At 72.0% G+C, this 13405-nt stretch carries 12 protein-coding genes; 11 read left to right on the top strand and 1 reads right to left on the bottom strand.

What is annotated here, in order from left to right:
- Positions 1-260: 260 nt before the first annotated feature.
- Positions 261-866, bottom strand: coding sequence for a TetR/AcrR family transcriptional regulator (locus ACZ39I_RS10825; RefSeq protein WP_467244142.1), 606 nt, complete (start codon positions 864-866; stop codon positions 261-263).
- 157 nt (positions 867-1023) lie between these two features.
- Between ACZ39I_RS10825 and ACZ39I_RS10820 the strand changes: the two genes are divergently transcribed.
- The 11 genes from ACZ39I_RS10820 (at position 1024) to ACZ39I_RS10770 (ending at position 13394) form a co-directional block, all read left to right on the top strand.
- Entirely contained in the window at positions 1024-1581 is a 558-nt protein-coding gene (locus tag ACZ39I_RS10820; protein ID WP_403671487.1) for a 2Fe-2S iron-sulfur cluster-binding protein, read from the top strand.
- On the top strand, positions 1578-2570 hold the full coding sequence (locus tag ACZ39I_RS10815) for an FAD binding domain-containing protein (protein WP_467244141.1): 993 nt from the start codon (positions 1578-1580) through the stop codon (positions 2568-2570). Before ACZ39I_RS10820 ends, ACZ39I_RS10815 begins: the two co-directional genes overlap by 4 nt.
- Complete coding sequence (locus ACZ39I_RS10810) at positions 2567-4684, top strand: xanthine dehydrogenase family protein molybdopterin-binding subunit (protein WP_467244139.1); 2118 nt, start codon at positions 2567-2569, stop codon at positions 4682-4684. Before ACZ39I_RS10815 ends, ACZ39I_RS10810 begins: the two co-directional genes overlap by 4 nt.
- On the top strand, positions 4677-5912 hold the full coding sequence (locus ACZ39I_RS10805; protein WP_467244138.1) for an XdhC family protein: 1236 nt from the start codon (positions 4677-4679) through the stop codon (positions 5910-5912). Before ACZ39I_RS10810 ends, ACZ39I_RS10805 begins: the two co-directional genes overlap by 8 nt.
- Before the next feature lie 159 nt (positions 5913-6071).
- Positions 6072-6506 carry a hypothetical protein gene (locus tag ACZ39I_RS10800; protein WP_467244137.1) on the top strand — a complete coding sequence of 145 codons (435 nt, stop codon included), beginning with the start codon at positions 6072-6074 and terminating at the stop codon, positions 6504-6506.
- A 123-nt stretch (positions 6507-6629) separates the two neighbouring features.
- On the top strand, positions 6630-7694 hold the full coding sequence (locus ACZ39I_RS10795) for a chitinase (RefSeq protein ID WP_467244136.1): 1065 nt from the start codon (positions 6630-6632) through the stop codon (positions 7692-7694).
- Positions 7695-7890: 196 nt separating this feature from the next.
- A complete protein-coding gene (locus ACZ39I_RS10790) occupies positions 7891-9189 on the top strand; it encodes an extracellular solute-binding protein (RefSeq protein WP_467244134.1) in 1299 nt (432 codons plus the stop codon).
- Positions 9189-10130 carry a carbohydrate ABC transporter permease gene (locus ACZ39I_RS10785; RefSeq protein ID WP_467244132.1) on the top strand — a complete coding sequence of 314 codons (942 nt, stop codon included), beginning with the start codon at positions 9189-9191 and terminating at the stop codon, positions 10128-10130. Before ACZ39I_RS10790 ends, ACZ39I_RS10785 begins: the two co-directional genes overlap by 1 nt.
- Positions 10127-10948 (top strand): carbohydrate ABC transporter permease, encoded by an 822-nt coding sequence (locus ACZ39I_RS10780; RefSeq protein ID WP_467244130.1) that lies wholly within the window; start codon positions 10127-10129, stop codon positions 10946-10948. Before ACZ39I_RS10785 ends, ACZ39I_RS10780 begins: the two co-directional genes overlap by 4 nt.
- Positions 10945-12255, top strand: coding sequence for a carboxylesterase family protein (locus ACZ39I_RS10775; protein ID WP_467244129.1), 1311 nt, complete (start codon positions 10945-10947; stop codon positions 12253-12255). Before ACZ39I_RS10780 ends, ACZ39I_RS10775 begins: the two co-directional genes overlap by 4 nt.
- Positions 12249-13394 carry an ROK family transcriptional regulator gene (locus ACZ39I_RS10770; RefSeq protein WP_467244127.1) on the top strand — a complete coding sequence of 382 codons (1146 nt, stop codon included), beginning with the start codon at positions 12249-12251 and terminating at the stop codon, positions 13392-13394. The genes ACZ39I_RS10775 and ACZ39I_RS10770 overlap by 7 nt, the downstream gene beginning before the upstream one ends.
- Positions 13395-13405: the final 11 nt, after the last annotated feature.

The following is a 13405-nucleotide window of genomic DNA, read 5'->3' as shown; positions in this document are numbered from 1 at the left end:
TCGTCACGCGCTTTCCCCGCGTGCGCATCCACAACTCCCACTTCGGCGCGTTGCCCATGCTGGTGGAGCGATGGGACAACCTCGCCCACTTCGAGACCCCCTGACGCGCTCGGCAACGCCGAAGCGCTTCTTGGACTGGTCTGATCTTCGGGACAGCAGTCACTCGCTCTTGGTTCAAAGGGCGAGCAGATGATCAAGGCACGGCACTTCGCGAAGCGCTTCGGCGACAGGACAGCCCTCGGCCGGCTGGGCACCGTCGCCTACAGCCGGCCTGATCCGCCGGACAGATCCCGGCGTCCGGGTGCCCCCGCGCGCAACCCGTCCATGACGATGTCCAGCAGGCGCGTCGCCCTCGACTGCCAGTCGTCGTGCGGGGCGAGCTGCCACAGGCCGGCGATGGCCAGCATGAAGTCGTCGGCCGTGACGCCGGGACGGATCGTGCCGGCGTCCTCGCAGGCGCGGAGCAGGAGGTCGGCCGCGTCGGTCACCGGGGTGTGGCCCGGCTTCGCCGCCTTCCCGGACGAGGTGGCCTGGCGGATCGCCTCCGCCAGGCCGGCCTTGGTCATCGCGAACCCGGCGAGGTGGTCCATCCACGCCCGCAGCGCCTGGTCGGGTTCCCTGGTCTCCAGCAGCTCGGACGCGGAGTCGGCGATCTGCTGCACCCCGTGGCGGTAGAGCTCGAGGACGAGCGTCTCCCGGTTGGGGAAGTTCCGGTAGAACGTGCCCTGGCCGACGCCCGCCTTCTTGGCGATCGCGCTCAGCGGGGTGTCGGCGGCCCGGGAAAGTTCGGCGAGGGCCACGTCCAGGATGCGTTCGCGGTTGCGCTGCGCGTCCGAGCGCAGGCGCGGGTCGTTCTTCTGCCGCACTCGTCCTCCTCGCCGGCTCGTGTCCGAAAGCGGTCCTTGAGAACCGGACAGCTGTCCATTACGTTCGGATCGGTAGCGGACAATTGTCCGCTTGAGCTCACTCTAGCGTCGGAACCGACGCCCCGACGTGTCCGGGACACGTGAAAGAAGGCTGAACATGGCCCCAGCCCCACCGTCTACGTCCAGTGACATCACCCTGAACATCAACGGCGAGAAGCACACCCTGCCCGTCGACCACCGCACCACCCTGCTCGACGCCCTGCGCGAGCGCCTCGACCTGACCGGTACCAAGAAGGGCTGCGACCAGGGGCAGTGCGGCGCCTGCACGGTGCTGCTCGACGGGCGCCGGGCGGTGTCCTGTCTGCAACTCGCCGTGGCCGCCGAGGGACGCGAGATCACCACCATCGAGGGCATGGCCGAGGGGGACCGGCTGCACCCGGTGCAGCAGGCGTTCCTCGACCTGGACGGCTACCAGTGCGGCTACTGCACCCCCGGCCAGATCTGTTCGGCGATCGCGGTGATCGAGGAACACGCGGCCGGCTGGCCCAGCGCCGTCACCGACGACGTCCGCCCCGAGGCCGGACCACCACCCCTGAGCGCCGAGGAGATCCGGGAACGGATGAGCGGCAACCTGTGCCGCTGCGGCGCGTACGTCTCGATCGTCCAGGCCGTGGCCCGGGCGGCGGAAGCGAAGTCCGAGGAGGCGGCAGCGTGAGGGAGTTCCGCTACGACCGGGCCCCCGACGTCTCCGGGGCCCTGGCCCTGCTGGACGCCGACCCCGACGCCCGGTTCCTCGCCGGCGGCACCAACCTCGTCGACCTGATGAAGACCGGCGTCGAGCGGCCCGCCCGCCTGGTCGACGTCCGCGAACTCCCGCTGGACGACATCGAGGTGACGGCGGACGGCGGCCTGCGCATCGGCGCGACCGTCACCAACAGCGACCTCGCCGCCCACCCCGAAGTCCGCCGCCGCTACCCGGCGTTGGCCCAGGCCGTCCTGGCCGGCGCCTCCGGTCAGCTGCGCAACATGGCCACCGTCGGCGGCAACCTGCTCCAGCGCACCCGCTGCGGCTACTTCACCGACGTGACCAAGCCCTGCAACAAGCGTGTGCCCGGCAGCGGCTGCCCCGCGATCGAGGGCGAGCACCACAACCACGCCATCCTGGGCGCCTCCGAACACTGCGTGGCGACCCACCCCTCGGACATGGGCGTCGCGCTGACCGCCTTCGACGCGGTCGTCAGTTACGAAACCGCCGACGGCCCGGGTGAGTTGCCCCTCGCCGACTTCTACCTGCCGGTCGGCGACACCCCGCACCGCGAGACCGCGCTGCCGCCGGGCGCGTTGATCACCGGCGTCACCCTGCCACCCGCTCCGGTGGCCGCCCGCTCCCGCTACCGCAAGGTGCGCGAGCGTGCCTCGTACGCCTTCGCCATCGGCTCGATCGCCGCCGCACTCGACGTCCAGGACGGCGTCGTACGCGAGGTGCGCCTCGCCTTCGGGGCGGTCGCGGCCCGGCCCTGGCGCGCATCGGAGGCCGAGCGCCTCCTGACCGGGGCGCCGGCCGACGCCGGGAGCTTCGCCGCCGCCGCGGACGCCGAACTCGCCGCCGCGAAACCGCTGTTGCACAACGCGTACAAGGTGACCCTCATGCGCAACCTCGTCGTGGCCGTGCTGACCGAACTCGCCGAGGAGGCCGCCCGATGACCACCGTCCCCACAGCACGCGAGAACGCCGTCGGCACCGCGCACACCCGCGTCGAGGGCCGCGACAAGGTCACCGGAGCCGCCCGCTACGCCGGTGAGATCCCGTTCGCCGACCTCGCGTACGGCTGGCTGGCGCTGTCCACGGTCGCCCGTGGCCGCATCCGCTCCATCGACACCGCCGACGTCCTCGCCATGCCCGGCGTGATCGCCGTCCTGCACCACGGCAACGCCCCACGGGTCGAGACCGGCTACGTCGGTCTGCTGGGCGTCCCGGACCCGACCGCGACCGTCTTCCAGCACGACCGGGTGCCGCACGCGGGCTGGCCGGTGGCGCTGGTCGTCGCCGAGACCTCCGAACAGGCCCGGGAGGCCGCCGAAGCGCTGGTCGTGCACTACGAACAGGAGCCGCACGACGTCGACTTCACCGGCGAGCACCCCGACGCGTACCCGGTCGACTTCCATGGGCCGGGGGTGATCGAGAAGGGCGACCTGGAGGCCGAACTCGCCGCGTCCGCCGTCGTCGTGGACGCCGAGTACACCACCCCGGAAGAGCACCACGCCATGATGGAGCCGCACGCGGCCACCGCCCGCTGGGACGGCGGCCGGCTCGACGTCGTCGACTCCAACCAGGGCACCTTCTGGGTCGCGAGCGAACTCGCGCAGATGTTCTCGCTCGACCCGTCCGCTGTCCGGGTGCGCTCCGAACACGTCGGCGGCGGCTTCGGCAGCAAGGGCATCCGCGCCCACCAGGTGGCCGCCGCCATGGCCGCGACCGAACTGCAGCGCCCGGTCCGCGTGGTCATGACCCGCCGTCAGATGTTCTCCCTCACCGGCTACCGCAGCCCCACCCGGCAGCGCCTCAGGCTCGGCGCCGACGCCGACGGCCGGCTGCGCGCGCTGGAGCACCGTTCGCTGAGCGCCACCTCCACCGTGCACGAGTTCGTCGAGTCGGCCGCCGGCCCGGCCCGGACCATGTACGGCGCCGACGCCCACCACACCGCCAACCGGCTCGTACGACTCGACGTGCCGACCCCGACGTACATGCGCGCTCCGGGCGAGGCACCGGGGTCGTTCGCGCTGGAGTCGGCGATGGACGAACTCGCCGTGAAGTGCGGCCTCGACCCGATCGAACTGCGCGCCCGCAACGACCCCGAGACGGGCCCGGTGTCCGGGCTGCCGTTCAGCGGCCGCAACCTCATCGCCTGCTTCCGGGAAGGCGCCCGGAGGTTCGGCTGGGCCGACCGCGACCCGCGCCCCGGCCTGCGCCGCGAGGGACGCTGGCTGCTCGGCACCGGCACGGCGGCCGCCTCATTCCCGGCCGGCGCCGGCCCGTCCACGGCAGCGGTGACGGCGGAGGCGGACGGCACCTACACCGTGGGGATCAACGCCGCAGACATCGGCACCGGCGCCCGGACCGCACTCACCCTCGTCGCCGCCGACGCCCTGGAGACCGCACCGGAAAACATCCGCGTGCACATCGGTGACAGCGACCTCGGCCCCGCGTTCATCGCCGGCGGTTCCATGGGCACCCGCTCCTGGGCCTGGGCGGTCACGATCGCCGCCGGGGAACTGCGGGAACGGCTCGCCCTCGGCGCCGACATCCCCCCGGAGGGGATCACCGTGCGGTCGGACACCACCGAGGCCATCGGCGCCCTCGCGCAGAAGGAACGGCACTCCTTCGGCGCCCAGTTCGCCGAGGTCGCCGTGGACCCCGCCACCGGTGAAGTCCGCGTGCGCCGCATGCTCGGCATCTTCGCGGCCGGCCGGATCGTCAACCCGCTCACCGCCCGCAACCAGTTGGTCGGCGGCATGACCTGGGGCATCTCCATGGCCCTGCACGAGGAGGCGGTCCGCGACCGGGCCCTGGGCAGCCACTACGGCGCCGACCTCGCCGGCTACCACGTCGCCGCCCACGCCGACGTCCCGGCCATCGAGGCCGACTGGATCGACGACCCGGACCCCGACGACCCGGTCGGCATCAAGGGCATCGGCGAGATCGGCATCGTGGGCGCCGCCGCGGCCGTGGCCAACGCGGTCTGGCACGCGACCGGCGTACGCCACCGGGACCTGCCGATCCGCCCCGACCGCGTCCTGACGGCAGGCGTCCGTGCTTGACCTCGCTGGGGAACTGCACCGCTGGATCGAGGAGGGCCGCGCGTTCGCCGTCGCCACCGTCGTGGCCGTCGGCGGCAGCGCCCCGCGCGGCCCCGGCGCCGCCCTCGCCGTCGACAGCGAGGGCACGGTCATCGGCTCGGTCTCCGGCGGCTGCGTGGAGGGAGCGGTGTACGACCTGTGCGTCCAGGCCCTCCAGGACGGTGAGACGGTCGTCGAACGGTTCGGATACAGCGACGAGGACGCCTTCGCGGTCGGGCTGACCTGCGGCGGGACCATCGACATCATGGTCACCCCGGTCGGCACGGACGCGTCGGCCCGGTCGGTGCTCCGGTCGGCCCTGTCGGCCGCCGCGCGGGACGAGCCGGCAGCCCTCGCCCGCGTCGTACGCGGCCCCGCCGAACTCCTCGGCGCGGCCCTGCTGGTGCGGCCGGGCGAAACGGGAGCGGGGCCCTCCCGGCCGGGGTCCGGAGCAGGCTCGTACGACGGCGGACTCGGCGGGCACGCGGAGCTGGACCGTACGGCGGCCGGTGAAGCCCGCGCCCTGCTGGACGCCGGCCGCACCGGCACGGTCGAGCTGTCGGCGGACGGCTCGCGCTGCCCCGGCGGACTGACCTTGCTCGTCGAGTCGAGTGTGCCGCCGCCCCGCATGATCGTCTTCGGGGCGATCGACTTCGCCGCGGCCCTCGCACGGGTGGGCAAGTTCCTCGGCTACCACGTGACCGTGTGCGACGCCCGCCCCGTCTTCGCCACCAGGGCCCGCTTCCCGGAGGCCGACGAGGTCGTGGTCGACTGGCCGCACCGCTATCTGCGCGGCACCGCGACCGACGCGCGCACGGTGCTGTGCGTGCTCACCCACGACGCCAAGTTCGACGTACCCCTGCTGGAAGCGGCCCTGCGGATGCCGACCGCCTTCGTCGGCGCGCTGGGCTCACGGCGCACGCATGCCGACCGGAACCGACGGCTGCGTGAAGCGGGCCTGACGGAAAGGGAGTTGGCGCGGCTGCGGTCGCCGATCGGACTCGATCTCGGTGCCCGCACACCCGAGGAGACGGCCCTGTCCATCGCGGCGGAGATCGTCGCCACTCGGCGGGGCGGGACGGGTACGCCCCTGACCGGGGCGGGCGGACCGATCCACCACGAGGAGGGGACGTACGGCGCGGGGAGGAGTTCCGGCCCCTGGACGCGGAGCACCGTCCCGATGCGATCGTCCGCGCCGAGCGTGCGGTAGTCGCCGGACCATGCGGCCCGACGTACTCGTGGACCGGCTGTCAGTGAGCATCCTGCGGTAGGCGCAAGGTGAAGGCTGCTCCCTTGCCCAGCCCGTCGGATTCCGTCGTGATGTCTCCGCCGTGGGCCCGGGGCGACGCCCCGGGCGACGGTCGGACCGATGCCTGCTGCCGCCGGCGGCAGCAGGTCGGCGGGGATGCCCAAGGCGTTCGAAGCGGTGGAAGATGCGCCGATGCCGTCGTCCACGACCCGGACGATCACGTGGTGCCCGGGCGACGGTTCGCTGTGCACGGACAACGCCACACGCCCGCGGCCGATCACGCCACACGCCAGTTTTTCTTGGAGGACCACGTTCACGTTCGGCCACCTCGACGCGTCCACCCACTTCCGCGACCAGCAGAAGGAGGAGACCGGACCGGTCCGGAAATCCACCGGGCACCTCCGCGCAGCGCTCGGGACACAGGAGTTCGCCTCGCACCTCGCGAACTACCCCGGCGGCACCGTCGCCTACCCGCACCTGTACCAGAAGTTCGCGGTCGAGGGCGCGGGCACCCTGCCCGGGCGGGCTCGGCAAGCTAACTGTAAAGAACCTTGACAGTTATGTGGTCTAGTCCAATCATGGGCACGGTTCCTCTTCCCGCGGTTCGGCCATTCCGCTGTCCCCGCATGCCCTTTCCCCCTGGGAGCGTCAGTGAGACGACCTGGTCACCTTCGTGCGTTGCTGTCCTGCCTGAGCGCCAGCGCGCTGTCCGCAGGGCTCGTCGGACTCGGGGGAGGGGGCGCGCTCGCGGCGCCGCTCCCGCCCTCGCCGGCATCCTCGCCCGCGGCCTTCGGCAAGCCCCTGCCGGCCCATGTGTCCGCCCCCTACGTCGAGTCGTGGACCGGCGAGAGCCCGGCCGCGCTCGCCGCCGCCTCCGGCAACAAGTACCTCACCCTGGCCTTCCTCCAGACGGCCACGGCGGGTTCGTGCACCGCCTACTGGAACGGCCGGACGGACCAGCCGATCGCGAAGGCGTCCTTCGGCCGTGACATCGCCGCCATCCAGGCGCGCGGCGGCGACGTCATCCCCTCCTTCGGCGGCTGGTCCGCGGACACCACCGGCACCGAACTGGCCGACAGCTGCACCAGCGTCGACGCCATCGCCGATGTGTTCAAGAGCCTCGTGACGACGTACGGCATCAGCCGCATCGACCTCGACGTCGAGGGCGACTCGATCAACAACGCCGCCGGGATCGACCGCCGCAACAAGGCGATCGCCCAGGTCCAGCGCTGGGCCGAACGCACCGGCCGCACCGTGCGGTTCTCCTACACCCTCCCGACCTTCACGAAAGGCCTCGAGGCCAACGGTCTCGCCGTGCTCCGGAACGCCGTCGACAACGGCGCGCGCGTGGACGTCGTCAACCTCATGACCTTCGACTACTACGACGGCGCCACGCACGACATGGCCGCCGACACGCAGTCGGCCGCCGAGGGTCTGCACGGCCAGCTCGCCGCGCTCCACCCGCACAAGAGCTCCGCCAAGCTGTGGAGCATGATCGGCATCATCGAGATGCCCGGCATCGACGACTACGGCCCCGAGGAGACCTTCACCGTCGAGGACGCGGTCGCGGTGGAGAAGTGGGCCGAGGCCAAGCAGATCAACACGCTCTCCTTCTGGGCGCTCCAGCGCGACAACGGCGGCTGCCCGGGCACCGGCGGCTCCGACTCCTGCTCCGGCATCACCCAGGACACCTGGGCCTTCAGCCACGTCTTCGAGAAGTTCACGAGTGGCGGTCACAGGTAAGGGGGCACCCCGCAAGGCGAGGGCCCGGTGCGCGTCTGCTGCGCACCGGGCCCTCGTCACGCCGATTTCGCTACAAGTTCCGAAATTATTCGGGGCGAGGACCGCCACGTGGCCGAAACACGCGGTTCATAGCGTCGGGACACATCACGCCACCGCCCTCAGTACTCGTGAGGAATCTCGTGTCACAGGAGTCCCCGTGCCCAACCTCTCCCGTCGCACCGCCCTGCGGCTGACCGCCGGAATGGCGCTCGGCGCCGCGCTTCCCCTGGCCGGCTGCGGGCGCGACAACGACGCGCCCGCCGCTTCCGCCGCCAAGAAGGTCGACGCGTCCCCGGCCACCGGCACCGTGAACGTCTGGGCCGCCCAGGGCGACGCCGACGTGCTCGGCACGGTCGTCAAGCCGTTCAGGGCCGCCAACCCCGACCTGGTCGTGAAGACCACGCTGATCCCGAACGCGGAGTACTACACCAAGCTCCAGGCGGCGATCGCGGCGGGCAAGGGACCCGACATCGCCCAGTTCTTCCCCGAGTCGCAGGCGCAGTTCCTCAACCCGTCGACCCTGCATCCGGTGCCGGACGGCCTGGTGGATCCGGACGGCTTCTTCAAGAGCCTCTGGGCCGCCGGAGTCGTGGACGACGTGGCCTACACGGTGCCCTGGTACGCGTACACGTACGCGCTCGTGTACCGATCGGATCTGGCCAAGAAGGCGGGCGTCCAGGCGCCGACCACCTGGGCCGGCATGGAGCCCTTCCTCAAGGCCCTCCAGGGCGCCGGCGCGGCCCACGCGCTCGGGGCCGACATCGGATGGGACATCTTCAACGGCCAGGACGTCGCCATGTACGCCTGGCAGGCCGGAGGCTCCCTCGTCACCTCCGCCGGCAAGTGGAACCTGAACACGCCCCAGATGGTCGACGCCCTCGACTACAACGCGTCCTTCTTCACCGCCGGGACCGCGGACACGGGCGGGCCGACCTTCCTGGACGCACAGCCGTACTTCGTCTCCGGCAAGACAGCGAGCATGATCACCGGGCCCTGGGTCATCGGCCAGCTCGACACCGCTGCCAAGAAGCGCGGCTGGACCGCCTCCCATGTCGCCACCGCTCCGCTGCCCGCCGGTGCGTCGAGCAGCGTCTCCTTCTCCGCGGGCGGCACCTGGGGCGTCCTCGCCGACAGCGGCAACACGGACGCCGCCTGGAAGCTCGTCCGGCACCTGGCCGAGCCCGGCACACAGGTCGCGCAGTACAAGGCGTACGGCTCGCTGCCGGCCGTCATCTCCGCCTGGGACGACCCGGCGATCAAGGACCAGCCGCTGCTGGCCGCCTTCTTCACCCAGCTCAAGAACACCCGCGCCTTCCCGCAGGTCAGCACGTGGCAGCAGGTCGCGACCCGGCTGGGCAAGGAGGTGGAGGCCGTCGCCAAGGGCAAGCAGACCGCGGCGAAGGCGGCCGCGAACATCCAGGCCTACGCCGAGAGCGTCGGCACGGGCACGCAGTGATGACCACGACGCTCGCACCGGCCACCAAGAAGGCGACGGCCGTATCGAAGCCTGCGGCACACAGGACGTCCCGCGCCCGCCGCACCGCCGTCGCCTGGCTCTTCCTCGCCCCCTTCGGCCTTGTCTTCCTGGTCTACACGGCGATCCCCACGGTCGCCGCGCTCGCCCTGAGCATCACCGACATCCGCGGCGCCGACCTGCGCACCCCGTTCGCCGTCGACTTCACCGGCATCGACAACTACCTGCGGCTGTTCCAGGACGACACCTTCGTACGGGACATCCTCAACACCGCCCTCTTCGTGGCCGTGGGCGTACCCCTGACGATGGGCATCGGCTTCACCCTGGCCCTCGCGCTGAACTCCGGCATCAGCCGGCTCCGCGGTGTCCTGCGCACCGTGTTCTTCGCGCCCGTCGTCACCAACGTCGTTGCCGTCGCACTGATCTGGCAGTACGCCTTCCACATCGACGGCACCGTCAACAAGCTGCTCGGCGCGGTCGGATTCGCCGGACCGAACTGGCTGGACGACCCCCACCTGGCCATGCCGGTCGTCATCCTGCTCGGCGTCTGGCGCAACTCCGGCATCGCGATGGTGCTGTTCCTCGCCGGTCTCCAGGCCGTCCCGCGGGACGTGTACGAGGCCGCCGCACTCGACGGGGCCGGCCGGTGGCGCCAACTCCGGCACATCACCCTGCCGTTGCTGCTGCCCACCACGCTCATGGTCTCCGTCCTGCTGACCGTCTTCTACCTCCAGGTCTTCGACGAGCCCTACCTGCTCACCGGCGGCGGCCCGCTCGGCTCCACCGAGTCGGTGGCGCTGTACACCTACCGCCAGTTCGGGGCGGGCGAGTTCGGGATGTCCTCGGCGGCATCCTTCGTGACGCTCGCGCTGGTGACCGTGGTGAGCCTCGTCCAGTTCCGGCTGCTGAGGTCCCGCACATGAACCGTGCCGCCCGCCCCGCCCTGTACGCCGCCCTCGTGCTGTGCGCCCTGCTCACCACGCTGCCCTTCGCCTGGGGCGTGAGCGGCTCGCTGCGCAGCCTCGACGAGATCCGCTCCGATCCCGGGGCCCTGATCCCGCACCACCTCACCTTCGGCAACTTCACCCGGCTGTTCGAGACCCAGGGCTTCGGCCGGTTCCTGGTCAACAGCGTGGTCGTCGCGCTGATCGTGGTGGCCGGGAACATCGTGGCCGCGTCGGCCGCCGGATACGCCCTCGCCAAGCTCGACTTCGGGGGCCGGCGGTTCGCGTTCGGCGCGGTCATGGCGGCGATGATGGTGCCGTTCACCGCGGTGTTCGTCACCCAGTTCGTGATCACCGTGGACCTGGGCCTCGCGGACACCCTCACCGGAATCGCCCTGCCCGGCGCGGCACTTCCGCTGTCGGTCTTCATCGTGCGCCAGTACGCCCTGTCGGTCCCCGACGAACTCATCGAAGCGGCCCGCATCGACGGCGCGGGCGAGTTCCGGATCTTCTTCAGGATCTTCCTGCCGCTGGCCGGCCCCGCCGTCGCCACGATCACGATCATGTCGTTCCTCAACTCCTGGAACAACTTCATCTGGCCGCTGGTGGTCGCCCAGAGCATGTCCACCTACACCCTCCCGGTCGGCCTCGCCGCCACCAGCCAGGCCGCCGCCCACGTCACCGACTACGGCCTGCTGCTCGCCGGAGCGATCGTCGTGATGCTGCCGGTCCTCGTGCTCTTCCTCTTCCTGCAGCGGTACTTCGTGCAGGGCATTGCGGGAACGGGGCTGCGATGAGCACGCCGGTCACCGTCCGGACTCCGACGGGCACCGTCGTCGGCCGCCGACACCGGAGCGTGCGGCGCTTCTTGGGCATTCCGTACGCCGAAGCACCCACCGGCCCACGGAGGTTCGCCGCGCCGCTGCCACGCGGGCCCTTCACGCAGCCGTACGACGCCTCCCGCCCCGGCGCCACCGCGCAGCGCGTGCCGCTGTTCGCCACGACCACCATCCCGGAACCGTCGGAGCCGGGCGACGACATACTGAACGTCTCCGTCACGGCCCCCGACGCGGACGGCTGCCCGGTGCTCGTGTGGATCCACGGCGGCGGCTTCCTCGCGGGCAGCCCGGCCAGCCCCTGGTACGACGGCCGCGCCTTCGCCCGCGACGGAGTCGTCACCGTCACCGTCGGCTACCGGCTCGGCGTCGACGGGTTCGCCCTACTGGACGATGTCCCCACCAACCTCGGGCTGCGGGACGTGCTCCTCGCGCTGGACTGGGTGCGGGAGAACATCGCGGCGTTCGGGGGCGACCCTGACCGGGTCACCGTCGCGGGCCAGTCGGCCGGGGGAGCGATGGTGCTCGCACTGCTGTCGTCACCCGCCGGACGCGGCCGGTTCCAGCGGGCGGTCAGCCTGTCCGGCGGCCTGTTCGAGGTGGACGCAGCCCGGACCCGCGACCTCCTGGCACGGCTCGGCGAGCACCTGGGCGTGCCACCCACCCGAGCCGGATTCGCCCTGTGCGCACCGGAATTGCTGCAACGGGGCGTGCTCGACCTGCGCAGGGACGACGACCAACTCCTGCTCGGCCCGGTCGTCGGCGACGACATCCTGCCGCTGCCGCTCGCCGAGGGGCTGGCCGGGCACGGACAGGACGTCCCGCTGCTGCTCGGCACCACGGGCGACGAGTTCGACGGCGACGGCGGGCGCGGGTCGCGCGCGGCCGGCACCCGGATCACGGACACCCTGTTCCGTTCCGCGTGCCCCCGCACGGCGGCCGCCCGCCGCGAGGCACCCTCCGGTACCTGGCTGTACTCCTTCGAATGGCCCTCCCCGGCCCTCGGCGGCGCCGTCCACTGCGTCGACCTCCCCTTCTTCTTCGACGTGCTCGACGCGCCCGGCGTCCCCGAGGCGCTCGGCCCGAACCCGCCCGCCGAACTGGCCGCCCGGATGCACGCCGACCTCGTCACCTTCGTCCGCGGCCAGACCCCGGCCTGGGGGAGGGCGGCGGGACGGCTCGGCGACCCGGCCCGTGAGTACGGCCGACCGCTCGCGGCCGACACCCGGGGCGTGTACGACCCGGTGACGGGAGGAGACGCGTGCTGACGGCGGGGATGAACCAGAGTGCCGTACGGCGGGTCAACACCTCAGTGATCCTGCGGGCGTTGGCGGTGTCGGCCGGACCGCGCAAGCTCACCGAACTCTCCGCGCAGACCGGCCTGTCCCGCCGCACGATCGAGCTGATCCTGGACTCGCTCGTCGAGGCGGGCTGGGTCGCCGAACTCGACCGGACGCCGCACAGCGGCTGCGCCGGACGCCCGGCCCGCCGCTACGAACTGCGGGCCGAACACGCCCTGTTGGCGGCCGTACGCGTCACGACCGTCGACGCCTCCGCCGTCGTCGCCGATGTCCGCGGCCACATCCTCGGCCGGGCCCACCGGCCGCTGCGCGCCTACAAGGACCCGCACACCACCCTCGACGACGCCGCCGAACTGGTCCTCCGCGCCCTCGACGACGCCGGCGGCTCGGTGGACCGGCTGCGCGCCGGGGCCATCGCGGGCGGCGGTGCCATCGACGACGATGGAGTCGTACGGCGCCTGGTGCACACCACGCGCTGGGAGGGCGTGCACCTGCCCGAGGAACTCGGCCGCCGCGTCCCGGTGCCCTGGTTCGCCGACAACGACACCAACCTCGGCGCGCTGGCGGAGCGTTGGCGGGGAGTGGCCGCCGATCACGACAACGTCGTCTGGGCGATGCTCGGCAACCGGACCGGCCTCGGCATTCTCATCCGGGGGGCCGTGCACCGCGGACTCGACGGCGCCGCGGGCGAGATCGTCGAGGCCCCCTCGATGCCGGCCGGCTCGGTCGAGGACTGGCCCGTAGCCGCCCTGACCTCACCTGTGCCCGCCCAACGCGCGCTCTCCCAGGCCCGTTTCGAGGCAGCCCGCAAGGGCGACGCCGCCGCACTCGCCGAGGTCGACGAGTTCGTGGAGAACATCGCGTCGATCCTCACCACCCTGTCCTGGACGGTCGCCCCCTCGCTGATCGTCCTCGGCGGCGGCCTGGAGGACGCGGCCGACGTCCTGCTGCCCCGGGTGCGGGCCGCGCTGCGGGCCGCCCGCGCCCCCGCGGTGGAACTGCGCGCCACCGCGCTCGGCCACGACGCCCCGCTCGTCGGCGCGGTGAAACTCGCCCTGGACCGCATGGACACCGAACTCTTCGGACCGCTCGCCCCGGTCGACTGACCCCCACAACC

The organism is Streptomyces sp. NPDC024687 (genome assembly GCF_055559055.1).
The sequence above is the reverse complement of the archived record's forward strand: the minus strand, read 5'-3'. Positions and strand labels throughout refer to the sequence as shown.